Origin of the sequence: Kitasatospora sp. NPDC058063, assembly GCF_042885395.1 — a bacterium.
Lineage (GTDB): Bacteria > Actinomycetota > Actinomycetes > Streptomycetales > Streptomycetaceae > Kitasatospora > Kitasatospora lactacystinica.
The window spans coordinates 169,039-183,633 of the sequence record NZ_JBHVSD010000020.1; the positions used below are offsets into that span (position 1 = coordinate 169,039).

At 73.9% G+C, this 14,595-nt stretch carries 14 protein-coding genes; 7 read left to right on the top strand and 7 right to left on the bottom strand.

The features are described 5' to 3' along the window. Window positions 1-6: 6 nt before the first annotated feature. Complete coding sequence (locus ACFVUY_RS30320) at window positions 7-1,158, bottom strand: alpha/beta hydrolase (RefSeq protein ID WP_387692522.1); 1,152 nt, start codon at window positions 1,156-1,158, stop codon at window positions 7-9. A gap of 216 nt (window positions 1,159-1,374) precedes the next feature. Between ACFVUY_RS30320 and ACFVUY_RS30325 the strand changes: the two genes are divergently transcribed. Continuing rightward, window positions 1,375-2,358, top strand: coding sequence for a hypothetical protein (locus tag ACFVUY_RS30325; RefSeq protein ID WP_387692520.1), 984 nt, complete (start codon window positions 1,375-1,377; stop codon window positions 2,356-2,358). A 328-nt stretch (window positions 2,359-2,686) separates the two neighbouring features. On the opposite strand, the gene ACFVUY_RS30330 is transcribed toward ACFVUY_RS30325, so the two are convergent. After that, window positions 2,687-2,953, bottom strand: coding sequence for a hypothetical protein (locus ACFVUY_RS30330; RefSeq protein WP_387692518.1), 267 nt, complete (start codon window positions 2,951-2,953; stop codon window positions 2,687-2,689). Beyond that, the gene (locus ACFVUY_RS30335) at window positions 2,950-3,366 is read right to left on the bottom strand and encodes an ATP-binding protein (RefSeq protein ID WP_387692517.1); all 417 of its coding nucleotides are present in this window, start codon (window positions 3,364-3,366) and stop codon (window positions 2,950-2,952) included. Before ACFVUY_RS30335 ends, ACFVUY_RS30330 begins: the two co-directional genes overlap by 4 nt. A gap of 305 nt (window positions 3,367-3,671) precedes the next feature. Here ACFVUY_RS30335 and ACFVUY_RS30340 point away from each other — a divergent pair, with 305 nt between their 5' ends. The 3 genes from ACFVUY_RS30340 to ACFVUY_RS30350 all read left to right on the top strand — a co-directional run bounded on the left by ACFVUY_RS30340 (window position 3,672) and on the right by ACFVUY_RS30350 (window position 5,971). Continuing rightward, entirely contained in the window at window positions 3,672-4,517 is an 846-nt protein-coding gene (locus ACFVUY_RS30340; RefSeq protein ID WP_387692515.1) for a helix-turn-helix domain-containing protein, read from the top strand. Continuing rightward, complete coding sequence (locus ACFVUY_RS30345; protein WP_387692513.1) at window positions 4,514-4,735, top strand: DUF397 domain-containing protein; 222 nt, start codon at window positions 4,514-4,516, stop codon at window positions 4,733-4,735. Before ACFVUY_RS30340 ends, ACFVUY_RS30345 begins: the two co-directional genes overlap by 4 nt. Before the next feature lie 297 nt (window positions 4,736-5,032). After that, entirely contained in the window at window positions 5,033-5,971 is a 939-nt protein-coding gene (locus tag ACFVUY_RS30350; RefSeq protein WP_387735282.1) for a helix-turn-helix domain-containing protein, read from the top strand. A 54-nt stretch (window positions 5,972-6,025) separates the two neighbouring features. Here ACFVUY_RS30350 and ACFVUY_RS30355 read toward each other — a convergent pair whose 3' ends face one another. After that, on the bottom strand, window positions 6,026-7,075 hold the full coding sequence (locus ACFVUY_RS30355; RefSeq protein ID WP_387735284.1) for an alpha/beta hydrolase: 1,050 nt from the start codon (window positions 7,073-7,075) through the stop codon (window positions 6,026-6,028). A gap of 281 nt (window positions 7,076-7,356) precedes the next feature. On the opposite strand from ACFVUY_RS30355, the gene ACFVUY_RS30360 reads away from it, so the two are divergent. Beyond that, a complete protein-coding gene (locus ACFVUY_RS30360) occupies window positions 7,357-8,868 on the top strand; it encodes a PucR family transcriptional regulator (protein WP_387735286.1) in 1,512 nt (503 codons plus the stop codon). On the opposite strand, the gene ACFVUY_RS30365 is transcribed toward ACFVUY_RS30360, so the two are convergent. Next, complete coding sequence (locus ACFVUY_RS30365) at window positions 8,865-10,925, bottom strand: serine/threonine protein kinase (protein WP_387735288.1); 2,061 nt, start codon at window positions 10,923-10,925, stop codon at window positions 8,865-8,867. The genes ACFVUY_RS30360 and ACFVUY_RS30365 overlap by 4 nt on opposite strands. 160 nt (window positions 10,926-11,085) lie before the next feature. Here ACFVUY_RS30365 and ACFVUY_RS30370 point away from each other — a divergent pair, with 160 nt between their 5' ends. Beyond that, window positions 11,086-11,742, top strand: coding sequence for a class I SAM-dependent methyltransferase (locus ACFVUY_RS30370; protein WP_387735290.1), 657 nt, complete (start codon window positions 11,086-11,088; stop codon window positions 11,740-11,742). Here ACFVUY_RS30370 and ACFVUY_RS30375 read toward each other — a convergent pair. Both ACFVUY_RS30375 and ACFVUY_RS30380 read right to left on the bottom strand, forming a co-directional pair. Further along, a complete protein-coding gene (locus tag ACFVUY_RS30375; protein ID WP_387735293.1) occupies window positions 11,718-12,434 on the bottom strand; it encodes a helix-turn-helix domain-containing protein in 717 nt (238 codons plus the stop codon). The two genes, ACFVUY_RS30370 and ACFVUY_RS30375, sit on opposite strands and share 25 nt — an antisense overlap. Further along, window positions 12,431-13,090, bottom strand: a complete 660-nt coding sequence (locus ACFVUY_RS30380; protein WP_387735296.1) for a hypothetical protein — start codon at window positions 13,088-13,090, stop codon at window positions 12,431-12,433. The genes ACFVUY_RS30375 and ACFVUY_RS30380 overlap by 4 nt, the downstream gene beginning before the upstream one ends. A 388-nt stretch (window positions 13,091-13,478) precedes the next feature. Between ACFVUY_RS30380 and ACFVUY_RS30385 the strand changes: the two genes are divergently transcribed. Continuing rightward, window positions 13,479-14,426, top strand: coding sequence for a hypothetical protein (locus ACFVUY_RS30385; protein WP_387735299.1), 948 nt, complete (start codon window positions 13,479-13,481; stop codon window positions 14,424-14,426). Window positions 14,427-14,595: the final 169 nt, after the last annotated feature.

Below are 14,595 nucleotides of genomic sequence, written 5' to 3' on the forward strand. Positions count from 1 at the left end.
CCGGGCTCAGGGCGCGGCGGCGAAGGCCGCCTCCAGGCGCGGGACGTAGTCCGCGAGGTCCTGCGCCCAGCAGCCCGCGGTGTGGCCGCCGTGGCAGTCGGCGCCCCAGCCGGTGCCGTCGCCGTAGCCGACGTAGCGGTACGGCAGGCCGAGCGCGTCCAGGCGCTGCTTGAGGCGCTTGGCGGTGCCCTCGGCCCAGAACTCCATGTCGGCGGGGTTGTTGTTGCCGTTGCCGGTGTAGACGGCGATGCCGGTGTGCTCCAGCAGGCCCGCGCGCGCGACGGGGTCGGCGGCGTTCCAGCGCCAGTCGGCGTTGAACACCGGGTACGGGGTGCCGAAGATCGCGTCGCTGGAGACGGTGGGGCCGAAGTCCAGGCCGCAGGGGTGGCCGTCGCTGGGGCCGCAGAGCACGGTGCCGGCGTTGGTGAGGGTGGCGACCACGGCGCCGCGGATGATCATCTCGTCGGTGGAGAGGTCGTTGGCGCCGGACATGGTGAGGACCTGGCCGAACAGGTCGGGGCGGTCCTGGGCGTAGTGCAGGGCGCCGAAGCCGCCCATGGACAGCCCGCCGACGGCCCGGTGGGCGCGGTCGGTGCGGGTGCGCAGGTTGGCGTCGACGAACGGCAGGACCTGGGTGAGGTGGAAGGTCTCCCAGTTCTGGGCGCCGGCGGCGGTGTTCTGGTCGAGCCAGTCGGTGTACCAGCCGCGCAGGCCGCCGTCCGGGATGACGGTGATCATCGACTGGGCGGCGGTCAGCGCGGGGTAGGCCAGGGCCGGGTCGCTCGGGTTGTCCGAGGCGCCGTGCAGGAAGTACAGCACCGGGTAGCGCTTGTCCGGCCGCTGCGCGTAGTCGGCGGGCAGCAGGATGCGGATGGTGTGCGGCCCGGCGACCTTCGCCGTGGTGACGGTGATGACGAAGTTGGTGGCGGTGCCGGTGGCGGCGCCGACCTGGGTCAGCCCGAAGCCGTCGGTCAGCGGCGGCGGCGCGTCGGTGTCGGCCCGTACGGCGACCTCGGCGCGTACGGCGGGTGCCGCGGGTGCTGCGGGCGCCGCGGGCGCCGCTGCGGCGGAGGCCGCGGGCGTCGCGGCGAGCGGGAGCAGGCAGGCGGCCAGGGCGGCGAGTGCCGCGCGGGCGCGCCGGAGCCGGGCAGGGGGCATGGGCGTCCTCGACCTTCAGCGACCTTTGGCGAGCTTCGGTGATCCTCGGTGATCTGACTGATCGCCGACAACTCTTGCCAGTGGCCCCGCCCCGGCGCCAGGGCCCCCGGCGGCGCACCTGGGCCACTGGCGCATGTGCGCCGCAGGGGTGGGTAGGTTCCCCTGAATCTGCCCTGGACATGACACAGTGGCGGGACGCGATGACTGGGGGGCGTCGTGCACGACGTGCTGGAACCGGACTCCGAACGCGGCCGCGTCTACCACGGCCTGGTCGGCCGGCCACGGGCCCGCGTGCCCGAACTCGCCCGCGAGAGCGGCCTGGACGAGGACGCCGTCCTGGCCGTCCTGCGCGACCTCGCCGACGAGGGCGTCGCGGTGGCCTTCGACACCACCGACAGCGCCGACGACCGCGACCACGCCTGGGAGGCGCTGCCACCCGCCCGGGTGGTGGAAGCAGTGCTGCAGCACGACGCGCTGCGCCAGGCCACCGCCCGCCGGGCCGGCGCCGAACTGGAACGGCTCTACCGCTTCGCCCGCCGCGACACCGGCAGCTACGGCGCCCTGGAGGTGGTCGAGGACCCCGCCGAGGTACTGGCCGCCAGCCGCCGCCTCCAACTCGCGGCCCGCCACCAGCTACGGGTCATCGACGTGCCGCCGTACTCCGGCAGCCCCGCCCACTACCTCGACCAGGAGGTGCTGCAGCGCCGCCGGATGGCCGCGGGCGTCAACTACCGGGTGATCTACCAGGGCTGCGCGTTCCAGGACCCGGTGGTCGGGCCCAACATGGCCCGGATGATCGAGGCGGGGGAGCAGGCCCGCACCCTGGACGAGCCGCCGCTCAAACTCGCCATCGGCGACGACGACCTGGCCATCGTCACCCTGCCCGCCGACGACGGGCCGGGGGTGGTGTCACTGCTGATCCGGCCCTCCGGGCTGCTGAACGCGCTCACGGCGGTGTTCGAGACGCTGTGGCGCCTGGCCGTGCCCGCGTCGATGGCCGAGGTCGACCTGCGGATCGACGAACGCGACCGGCGGATCCTCACGTTGATGGCGGGAGGCGCCACGGACGACGCCATCGCCCGCCGGCTGGGGCTGGGGCGGCGCACCGTGGTGCGCCGGGTGTCGACCCTGCTGGCGCACCTGGGCGCCACCACCCGGTTCCAGGCGGGGGTGCAGGCAGCCCGGCGGGGGTGGCTCTGACCGGCGGGGGCGAAGTGCTGCTCGGCACGGTTTGGAGTGGGAAGTCGGGCCGGCCGACTTTTCGTGCGGGGGTGGGTGGCGGGGGTGAGTGGGGTCGGATTCGGGTGCGGCGCCTTGGTGTGGCTTGGCGCGAGAATCCGGGCCGATCGACTTCTCGTGCGGGTGTGGGCGGCGCGGCGGGGGGTGGGCGTGAGTGGGGCCGGCTTCGGGTGTGGCTGCTCGGTGTAGTTCGGCGTGAGAAGTCGGACCGGCCGACTTCTCACGTGGGGTAGTGGTCGTGTCTGCCTGTGGAGCGGCCCGGCGATGCGGCGGCGTCCGGGCCGGATGGCTAGCGGGCCGTGTCCGCCCAGCTGATGCGGATCTCGCGGTCGCCGAGCGGGAGGGCGAGGACGGGGGCGTCGGCGAGGTCGCGGACGATGTCGCGCCGGGCGCAGGGGCCGGTGAGGCGGCGCTCCAGGGCGTAGTGCTGGAAGCGGGACATCGGCAGGTGGCAGACCGAGGCCCAGATCCGTTCGAGGGCATCGGCGTTGAGGGTGTGGACAGCGGGCGGGCGGTGGCCCGGGACCTCCACGCGGATGTCGTGATCGGCCCTCACGCGGCCACCTCGCACCAGACGATCTTGCCGATCGGTTGACGCGGGGAGCAACCCGTCTCCTTGGCCAGGGACTTGACGAGGTGCAGGCCGCGCCCGGCCTCGCCGTCGAGGGTGAGGGCGCGCAGGACGGGCTCGCGATCCTGCCGGGCGTCGTGCACTTCGATGCGCAGGCAGGTGGGGTCGGGGGTGAAGTCCGGGTCGAAGTCGAGGTCGAGGGAGAGGTAGATGCGGTGCCCCGGCGGGGTGCCGTGCAGGAGGGCGTTGGTCACGAGCTCCGAGACGATCAGAAGCCCCGAGTCGAGGAACTGATTCCCGTTCGGGGCGGAGGCGAGGAACGAGGCGAGAAGGGAACGCCCCTCGGAGGGGGCGCGGCGGCTGCGCGGCAGCCAGGTGGTGGAGGAGTGGGAGGACACGGCGAATGCACCTTCCAAACACGCGAGTGGAGTTGACCGGGCCGCGGAAGCGGCGACCCGTACGCGTCCATCAGGGAGCGCCCATCAGGGCGTGGCGTAGCAGCGTGCCATGCATGTCACGCATAGCCACCATTTCGTTACGCAAAGCATGGAGCATGTGGATGTCGCACCGCAAGACATGTCAACCAAAAGTGAAAACTTTCAGATCTGATGGCAAGGTGCACCCTCTACGCTTCAGTCAGTGGTGGCGAACCGTCACCACTCGCATGCACACTGGTGTCTGAACGTTCTGGAGGGTTACGTAGATGGCTGTCGCAGTGCCAGCTGTGCGGTATCGGCGCATCGCCGCTGAACTGAGGAGGCTTCGCGAGCTGAAGAGCTTGTCGGCCGAAGAGGTGGTCGCCCAGGTCGACGGCGTCAACCTGGTGAAGCTCAGCAGGTACGAGAACGCGCGCGTCCAGCTGAAGCCTGATGTCGTCCGAGCTCTGCTCGACTTCTACGAGTGCGACGAGGAGCTCAAGGACGTCCTCGTAGAAATCCTCCGGGACAAGCGCCGTCCCGGCTGGATGGCGGGCTACGAGCAGCTGAACCCGCTCTACACGGACCTGATTCGCCTTGAAGAGACGGCCGTGGGCAACAAGTCCTATCAGTCCGCCTATATCCCGGGCTTGCTTCAGACGCGGCAGTACGCTCACGCCATCATCGCCAGCGGCGTGATAAACAACTCCAGCGTCGAAGAGCGCGTCGAGGTCCGGATCAACAGGCAGTCAGTTCTCACTCGATCCGAGAACCCACTGAAACTGTGGGCCGTGATCCACGAGGCGGCCCTCACCATGAGTGCCGCGCCGGGCGTGATGATCGACCAGCTGGACAAGCTGGTGCAGTTCAGCCAACTCCCCAACATCAAGGTTCAGATCATGCCGGCCATGGCACCGCCGCATCCCGGGATGACAGGGCCTTTCGCACTCCTGGAGTTTCGGCAGCGTGATCTCGACCTGGTTCTGCTCAGCGGGATGCTCAGCAGTGACTGGGTTGAGGATCCGGATCAAGTCGACATCTACCGAGAGGCGTTCGACGAGATCATGGCAACCGCCATGTCGCTCGACGAGTCGCGCAACCTCATCACACAGAAGAGAGAAATGCTCAAGTGACCCACTTCTCTGTCGCCTCCGCACTCCCTGTTCAGTGGAGGAAGGCAACCGCCAGCAACCCGAACGATGACTGCGTCGAAGTGGCCGAGGGCATCACCGGCATCGTTCCGGTCCGCGACAGCAAGGACCCCCACGGGCCGGCCCTCGGCTTTGCCCCGGAGGCGTGGCGGTCGTTCGTTGCGGGTATCCAGGCCAACGACTTCCCGGCCGGATCCTGAAGCGCTTTTTTGCCGGGCGGCCTCGCGGAGCACGCGAGGCCGCCCGGTCTGCTTGCGGTATCCGGGCCGGTGACTTCCCGGCCAATCCCTGAAGTGCTTTGCCGGGCAGGCCCGCGTGCTCTGCGGGACCACCTGCCTGGCAGTGCACGCCCTCTTGCCCGAGAGCGCACGGCATCCACCCCGGACGTCCGAGGCGGCGGGGAGCGCTCACCGTCTGCGGCAGACTGGCCGAATTCGGGCCTTTCGGGAGGGTGTGTGCTGCTGCTCGACCTCGACACGGTGTCTCCCCGTGAGCGTGTGGACGCTTTCCACCATGCGTTGACGGATTCGCTGGTGCCGAACGACGTCTTCCACGAGGAGCCGGAGACCGGCATCCACGCGCGCATGGAACTCTGGCGCGTCGGCGGCCTGGACCTCTTCGCGACCCGGAACTCGGGCTTCGAGGTGCGGCGGACGGCCCAGCACGTGCGTCACCACCGGAGCAGCCCCATCGTCTCGGTCTCGCTCCAGCCCGTGGGCGTCCACCGGGCCGAGGTCGCCGGCCGGCGGACGCTCCTCGGCGCCGACGACATCTGCGTCTTCCACGAGCTGTCGCCCCGCGTGTACGGCTGGTCCGGCGACGGCGCCTCCCAGGCCGTCATGTTCGACATGGACCGCCTGGGCGTGCCGGTCGAGGACGTGGCGCGGGCCTCCCAGCAACTGCGCTCCAGCCCGCTCCACGGCCTGGTGCTGCAGCACCTGCGGGGCCTGTGGCACGATCCCGGCCGACTGGAGGCCGATCCCGGCGCGCAAGCCCTGGGGTCCGCCACGACGGAACTCGTCCGCGCGCTGCTCCTGTCGGCCGCGCACGCCGAGGAGAGCGTCGAGGTCAGGTCGACGATGGACGACACCCTGCTCACGCGGGTCCTCGCCTACGCGCGCTCCCACCTCGCGGACCGCGACCTGACGCCGGAGCGGATCGCGGCCGAGCACGCCGTCTCGGTCCGCCGGCTCTACACACTGCTCAGCGGGGCGGGCATCAGCCTGGAGCAGTGGCTGATCGAGGAGCGGCTCGGCAAGGCCCGGCGCATGCTGGCCTCCCCGCGCTACGACCGCCTGACCGTCGCCGCGGTCTCCGCCCGGTGCGGGTTCAGCAGCCCGAGCCACTTCAGCCGCCGCTTCCAGGCGGCCTGCGGGGTGTCCCCGAGCGAGTGGCGGCGGCTCGGCGGCGCCGTCCCCGTGGACGACCCCGGGTGACCTCACGTCCGCGCGGGCCCGGGTGACGTCACGTCCGCGCGGGCCCGCGCGACGTCACGCGTGCAGGGCGGTGTGCAGGGCGTCCGTGATCTGGATGCGCGCCGCCCCGGACGCCTCCGTGCCGCGGAGCCGGTCGAACAGCACGAACCCGTGGATCGTCCCGTGATAGCGGGCCGACACCACCGGGACGTCCGCCTGCCGCAGCCGCGCCGCGTACGCCTCGCCCTCGTCCCGCAGGACGTCGGCCTCCGCGGTGATGACCAGCGCCGGCGGCAGCCCCACCAGGCTCTCCACGGGCGCGCGCAGCGGTGAGACGGCGCCCCGCACGCGGTCCCGCGGGTCCGGCGCGTACTGCTGCCAGTACTCCCGCATGGCGGCGCGGCTGAGGAAGTACCCCTCGGCGAACCGGCGGTAGGACGGGGTGTCCATCGCCGCGTCCGTCACCGGGCACACCAGCACCTGGTGGCGCAGGCGCGGGCCGCCGCGCGCCCGCGCGAGGAGGGTGAGCGCGGCCGCGTGCTGGGCACCCGCGCTGGCGCCGACCACCGCGATCCTGCTTCCGTCGAGCCGGCAGCCCGCGCCGTGCCCGGCGATCCACCGGGCCACGGCGTATGCCCGCTCGACGGCATCCGGGTGGCGGGCGTGCTCCGGCCCGTCGTACTCGGGCACCACCACGGCCGCGTCCGCCCCGAGCACCAGGTCCACCAGCAGCTGCTGGTGCGCGTGGGCGTCGGTCAGCATCCAGCCGAGCCCGTGCAGGTAGAGCACCACCGGCAGCGGCTCGCAGGCCCCCGCGGGACGCAGGATCCGCACCCGGATGCGGCCGCCGTCCCCGCGCCCGCCGTCCCCGCGTCGCCCGTCCCCGCGCCCGCCGTCCCCGCGTCGCCCGTCCCCGCGCCCTCCGTCCCCGCCGGGCACGGCCAGCCACTCCTCCTCGACCTCGGGCTCCTCGCGGCCGCCGCCGTCCCACAGCGCCGCCATCCGCTCCCTCGCCGTGGGGCCGCCGGCCCGCGGGGGAGCCGGCCACGGGCAGGACTCGACGAAGGCACGCGTCTGCCGCCCGAGGACGGGTGCCACCCGGGGAACGTGGACGTCTTCGGGCACGAGTACTCCTCCTGGTTCACCGCCCGCTCACCACGGACCGGGGGATCAGCCTGGGGCAGTCGCGCACCGGATGCACGAGGGCCCGGGCAACCCCGCAGGCACGGGCAAGAGCCGTGCACCGTGGGGCATCGCGGCGGTGACACGGTGGTCCGGGGACGAGCGGGACCGGAACCGATCCGGGCACCAGGGCCGATCCCGGCACGCGGGAAGCCGCCGGATCCCGGCCGATCCCGCCCCGCCGGCCCCGCGCCGCACCGGGACGACCACGAATGAGGACTGCCATGACCGAACAACGGCGGCGAGCCCCCCTCGGCAGTGCCGCGCTGCGACAGCTGATCGAGGAACTCGCGGAGTCACTCGGCCGGTCCGTGGCCGTGGCCGACTCCTCGGTCCGGGGCGTCCGCACCAGCCGGCACTTCGGCGACGCGGACCGCGCCCGCGTCCACAGCCTCCTCCAGGGACGGGCGAGCGGCGACGTCTCCCGCCACGTCCTCGACCAGGGAGTCACCCGCTGGCCCCGGCCGGGGTTCCTGCAGGGCCGGGACGATCTCGGACTGCAACCCCGCTACTGCGTACCGCTGCGCGAACGCGGCCACTTCCTCGGCCTGCTGATGGTCATCGCCCCGGACGCCACCCTGGCCCCGGAGGAGACCGAGGCCATCGCCCGGGCCACGCCCGCCATCGTCGGCCAGCTGTACGCCGACCACCTCCTGGCCGACGCCGAGCGGGCCAGGGAACAGGAACTCCTGCTGTCGCTGCTGGACCCGGATCCCGCCACCCGCGCCGGGTCCCGCCACCGGATCCTGGACGACGGGCTGCTCCCGGACGCCCCCCACGCGGTGGTCAGCGTTGTGCAGGCGGTGCGCTGCCAGGCGTCACCCGGGCAGGTGGCGGCCGCGCTCTCCGGCGCGCTGGAGGGATTCCGGCGCACCCGGTCGGCCCACGGCGCCTTCGCGGTCGCCCCGGACCGGGTCGTCCTGCTGCAACTCGCCGACCGGCCGCTGGAAACCGAAGCACTGCGGGAGCAGTCCCGGCACATCCTGGACATCCTCGGCACCCGCCTGGACGCCTCGGCCGCTCCCGTCATCGGCATCGGCGGCCACCACAGCGGCCTCTCCTGCGCCCGGGCCTCCTACGAACAGGCGCTCGTCGCGGTGCGCGCGGCACGCCGGATACCCGCCCTGAACGACATCGGTTCCTGGGAGGAACTCGGCGAACTCGCCGTGCTCCTGCAACTGCCCGACCACGCCCTGAACACGTCACTCCTCCCGAAGCCGCTGCACACCCTGCTGGAATCCAGCGGAGGCCACCGCCTGGCGGAGACCCTGCGCTGCTTCCTCGACCACGCCGGATCGACGACCAGGACCGCCGACGCCCTGCGGATCCACCGCACCTCGCTGCACTACCGGCTGCGGCAGATCCAGGAGATCACCGGGTTCGACCTGGACAGCGGAGCGGACCGCATGACCCTGCACCTGGGCCTGCGCATCCGGGACCTCCTCGTCTCCCTCGGCACGGCCGGCGAACCCGCCACCCCCGCCGGCCGGGGCACCGCCGACGGACGCCACCGGGCCCGGACCACCGCGCCCGCCACCACCGCCGGCCGGGGCACCGCCACCGGCAGGGGCACCGCCGCTGCCCGGACACCGTCCGCCGCACCGCAGGACCGGGCCCGGCGCACGGCGAACGTCCACCCGGCACACCAGGTCCCGCCGCAGCGCACCCGCACCGCCCGCGAGCGCACCGCCCTGCCCGTCACGGCCGACGGCCACAGACGGGTCGAAGCCGCCTAGCGTTTCACCGGCAGGTCGCAGCCCTTGCGGTCGGCCGCGTACTGCTCGTCGCTCGGGACACCGTAGGCCCCCTCCAGATAGCCCTGGACCAGGGCGACGCAGGCCGCCTCGGTGCCGGTCGGTATCGTGCCGGGGTCCTGGGCGACGGCGGTCCCGGCGCCGAAGGCGAGGGCGGCGCAGCCGGCGCCGGCGATGCCCGCGGCACTGTCGTGGGCGTGGAGCCGGTCGAGGTAGGCGACGCCGTCCGCGCAGTCCAGCGGCATGTCGGCGGTGCCGAAGGTCATCGAGGCGATCATCCGGTCCACCTGCTGGTCCTGGGCCGCCGTCAGGTCCCCGTAGGTGGTGAGGCGGATGTGCGAGGCCGGCAGCCACCACACCCGGTGGGTGTGGGTGCGGGTGCCGTTGTAGTCGGGCAGCACGTCGGTACGGACGGTCCAGCTCTGGGCCTTGCGGCCGCCGATGGGCACCAGCGGGCCGGCCTCGGCGGCGGTGACCGTCTCCGGGGTGCCGCCGTCCTGCCCTGCCCACAGGATGCCGGAGCCCCTGAGGTCGGAGGGGAACATGCGGTCGGCGGTTTCGCCCGGGTCGAAGGCGATCAGCAGGCCCGTGAAGCCGGCGCCCGCGGGCTGGTAGCGGCCGAGCGTCACTCCCGCTCCGTTGGCCGGTACCTGCGGGCCGTCGTTGCGCGGATCCCTGGTGACCTGCCAGTCGGCCGGGACGGTGATGCCCATGCCGCCGAAGAGGCTCCGGGCGGTCGCGGTGGGCGTGGGCGTGGGCGTCGAACTCGCGGTCGGGCTCGGGGTGTTGACGGGGGGTGCGGTCGGGGTGGCGCGGGGCGTGGCGCTCGGGCTGCTCGGGGCCGGGCTGCCACTGGGGCCGGCCGCGACTCGGGTGCCGCCGTCCCGGTCGGTGCCGCCGTTGTCCAGGGCGGCGAAGACCAGGCCGGCCGTGAGGGCGGTGAGCAGCACGCCGCCGCCGACCGCGCGGACCGCCGTACCGGAGCGGCCGCCGGCGCCGCGGACGGGGTCGCGGACGGCGTCGGCGGCGGGCGGGCGCCGGGTCGGATCGACCGGGGGAACGGCCGTGGGAGCGCCCGGGGGAGGCGATGGAGGAACGGGCCCGGGCGGCGGGAGGACCTTGGTGAGGTCGTGGTCGGCCGCGGGGACCTCCCAGCCGGAGGGTGGCAGCGCGGCGATCGGCGGCAGTCCCGGGGCGGTCGTGTCCACGGTCCGGGTGAACGCCACGGTGGGGAACACCTGGGTGCCGCTCGGCCCGTACACGGCGGCGACGGCCTCGGCCAGGCCGCCGGCGGTGGGCCGGTTCATCGGGTCACGGTCGAGGGCCGCCAGGACCTGCGGGGCGAGCCGGTCGGGGACGCCGGTGAGGTCCGGGGCGCCGCCGGCGATCCGGAAGTCGATGCCGGTGGGGTTCCCGAAGGGATGGCGGCCCGTCGCGGCGAAGCACACCAGCATGCCCCACACGAACACGTCGGTGGCCGTGGTGGTCTCACCCCGGGTGAGCTGCTCGGGGGCCATCCAGCCGGGGGTCCCGGTGGTCACGCGGGTCGCGGTGACGGAGGTGGCGTCGAGGTGGTGGGCGATGCCGAAGTCCAGGACGCGCGGGCCGTCCGCGGCGAGGATGACATTGCTGGGCTTCAGGTCCCGGTGGGCGACCCCAGCCCAGTGGATGCAGGCGAGTGCGTGGGCGGTCGCGGCGGCGAACGTCGTCAGGCCGGAACCCGTCAGCGGCCCGTGCCGCTGGGCGTGCTGGTGCAGGGTGTTGCCGGGCACGTACGGTGTGGCGAGCCACGGCTGCCCGGTGTCGGGGTCGGCGTCCACCAGCGGTACCAGGTACGGGCCCGTGACCTTCCGCAGGACGGCGACCTCCCGGGCGAAGCGCCGTCGGTGCACCGGGTCCTGCGCGTGGTCGGCATGGAGGACCTTCACCGCGAGCGGCTGCCCCGTTCCGGGGTGAAGGCAGTAGAAGACGGTGCCCATACCGCCCGCGCCGATGAGTCGCAGCGGGCGGTAGGGGCCTATGAGGTCGGGGAGTGCCACAGCGCGAATTCTCGCGCACGTCCGCGGCGTTCTGCCCGGTGATCCCGCGAAACCCGTGAGCCCCGGCCCCCGCGGGCCCAGCGCGTCGGCGCCGCGGGCGCCTCGGCGGGCGAGCGATTCGTTCAAGACTCCGCCCCAACCACCCGCCCACACTGGCCCCATGACACCGAGCGACACCTTCACCCCCGCGGCCGGACGCTTCGCCCTCGGCCTCTACGACCCCATCGTCTCGCTCACCCGCGAACGCCTGTGGCGCAGCCTGCTGGCCATGCACGTCGCCCCCCGCCCCGGTGACGTCATCGTCGACGTCGGCTGCGGCACCGGCTCCTTCGCCGTCCTCCTCCACCGCGCCGAGCCGCAGGCCACCGTCATCGGCGTCGACCCCGACCCCGCCGTGCTGAGCCTGGCCCGCCGCAAGGCCGCCGCGGCCGGCGCCACCCCCGACTTCCGCACCGGCCTGGGCGACGCGGTGGCCGAGGTCGTCGGCGACGAAGCGGCCGACACCGTCGTCTCCAGCCTCGTCCTCCACCAGTGCCCCGTTCCGATGAAGCGGGCGATCCTCGCCGCCATGCACCGCACCCTGCGCCCCGGCGGCAAACTGGTGATCGCCGACTACGGGCGGCAGCGCACGGCGGCCATGCGCCTGGCCTTCCGGATCGTCCAGTTCGCCGACGGGAAGCAGGACACCCAGCCCAATGCCGACGGCATCCTGCCCCGCCTCATCGCCGAGGCGGGCTTCGAGGGCGTGCGCGAGACGGACACCGTCGCGACGGTGACCGGTTCGATGTCCCTCTACACCGCGCGCCGCCCCGGCTGAGCGGCCCCGCCCTCCGCCCCGCGCAGTGCGGGCAGCACCTGCGAGGGCGTCAGCCCGGTCAACTCCCGCATCCACCGCGTGAAATGGGCCTGGTCGGCGAATCCGCCCGCGAACGCCGCCTGCGCCGGCGAGCACCCCTCGCCGAGCGCCAGCGCCGCCCGGGACAGCCGCTGCCAGCTGCGCCAGCGCGCCAGCGGCACCCCCAACTGCCGCCGCGCCAGGGCCCGCAGGCGCTGCGGGGACAGCCCGACGCGCGCGGCGAGGCCCTCCAGCGGCTCCTGGTGGTCGGCCAGTGCCGCCATGGCCGCGCGCAGCCTCGGGTCCAGGCCGGTGGCGGGCAGCCCGCCGTCCGGCCGTACGTCCCGCTCGGTCAGGCCGTGCCACTGCGGGGCGACGGTGACCCCTTGCCCGCAGCCCGTGCGCAGCCGGTCGGCGAAGGCGCAGTGCGGATCCACGTAGAAGGTCAGCACCTCCCGGGTCGGGGCCATCCGGTGGCGCACCATCGGCGGCACCACGAGCGCGGGACCGCGATGGCGCCGCCCGGTGTCGTCCTCGATGGCCACCGTGCGGACGGCGCCCGCGACGGCGACCTGGAAGGTGGTGTGCCGGTGGAAGGCGCTGTCGGCCAGCGGCCCCCGGTACAGCGCGTACCCGGGGCCGACGGCGAACCGCGGGCCGGTCCCGCTGCTCACCGGTCCGCCTCCCGGACCTGGGCGGCCAGGCGGACGGCGGCGTACGGTACGGCGGCCAGGCCGAGCAGGGCCAGCACGATCCAGAACGGGGCGGCCGCCGGGCTCGGGCGGCCGGTGACCATCCGCCCGCCGTCCTCCAGCCAGGCCCGGACCTCCTGGCCGTCCGGGTAGGGCTCGTCGACCGGGCGCTCCTCGCTGAACTCCTGTCCGTCCACGCTCCAACGGTAGGTGCACCCGTACGTCTTCGAGCCCAGACCGCCGCCCTCCACCGGCCGCTGGCCGGTCGCCCGGCAGTGCGTCACCACCGCCGCGACACTGCGCGGCTCGTGCGCCCGCACCTGAACGGTGTGGACGGCCTGGGCCGTCGCGAACGCCGTCCCCCACACGGCCGCGAGCAGCACCACCGCCCACGCGCGGACCGCCGCGTCCCCGCCGCCTCCCGCCCGCCGGGCCGCTCGTCGGACCGCACGTCGGCCCGGCCGGGCCGAGGCGGCCGCGCCCACCGCCAGTGCGGCGGCGCACAGCCACAGCGGCCCCGCGCCCACCGGCCGGTCCAGCGACCACGCCCACACCACCGGCGCTCCGGCGGCGGCCGGCGCCGCGAGCGCCACCACGGCCGGCCACGCCCGCCGGCGACCGGATTCCCCCCTCGTCACGGCACGTCCCCCTTTTTTTCCCGTCCTTCTCCCCGTCCTTGCCCGTTCTTGACGCCGCCCCGGCCCCGCGGGCGCGCCTTCGTGCCGAGCGGTGACGGGACCGCGACATCGTCACGGGCCGCCGGGGCGGGAGGAGGCCGTGTTCGAATCGATGTGTCGACACAGTGTCATCACCGCAGGACAGCGCCCATTGCGGTTCGATCACGGTGTGTCCGATTCGTCGAACATTGGGGGAAAGTGTGGCGGTTAACTGTTTTGGCAGCGGTGTCGGCGGCCTCTCATAATTCCTGCCGACACGCGTGACGGAATTCCCGGAGAACCCGCTGGGGCAGTGGTGCCCGCGAGGGGCCCGCGCGTGGGATTCCGCATTCTTCCTGGGGGGATTTCCTTGCCCGAGCCTGAGCCCGAGAACGAGGGCGCCGCCGCCGCACCTCCGGCACCGGCCGAGCCGGCCGCCGCGCCGCCCGTGCCGGCCGCCCCGCCGGAGCCGGCAGCGCTGCCGACGCCGACCGCCGCGCCGACGCCGACCGCCGCGCCGGAGCCGACCGCCCTGCCGCAGCAGGCCCCGCGCCGGCTGCCGCGCGCCGTCGGCGTCGCGCTGGCCACCGCCGGCCTGCTCGCCGTCACCGCGGCCAGCGCCGCGGTGACCGTCGCCGTCGGCAAGCCCGCCGCCCGCTCGGCCGCGGCCGCCCCCGCCCCGTCGAGGGTGGCCGCGAGCGCGAGTGCGAGTGCCACCGCGAGTGCCACCGCGTCCGCGACGCCCTCGGCCGCGCCCGTCCCGGTGCCCACCGCCGCCCCGGCCGAACCCGCCCCCGCCAGCACCGTCAAGGGCACGGTCAAGAACGGCCAGCACGAGGGCGACCTGCGCTACTTCCTGCTCCCCATCCCGGCCGGCGGCGAGTCCTACGGTCCCGCGGACGGGATGACCATGACCAACGACGACGTCGCCGCGCTCTTCGGCAAGCAGGACGGCATCATGGACATCCTCGGCTCGTACGGCTACAGGAGCGGCGCGACCCGGACGTACCGGACCGCCGACGGCAAGGCCGAAGTCACCGTCACCCTGCTGAAGTTCGGCTCCACCGGTGCGGCACGCGACTTCGTCAAGGGCTACGAGGTCAAGTCGCTGAGCCCGTTCGACATCGACGGCGACCCGGGCGGCCACGGCTACCTGCAGGCCCCCAAGCAGCAGGCCTACACCGGATCGATGAGCGGCATCTCCAGTCAGGGCGACGTGCAGTACACGGTCGACGTCGACGTGAAGGGGACGCCCGACAAGGCGCTGCTGAACGAGCTGATGAAGCGCCAGCGCGAGTGGCTCACCACTGGCGGCTGAGCCAGGCTCCGACCGCCCGCCCGATGCCGCCCCTTCCTCTTCCCCCTTCTCTGGAGCCACTTCCGTGACCACCGAACCCGCGGAGCCGGCGCCCGCCGCGCCCGCCGTGCCCGCGCCTGCCGTGCCCGCGCCTGCCGTGCCCGCGGCCGCTGTTCCGCCGCCGCCGCCC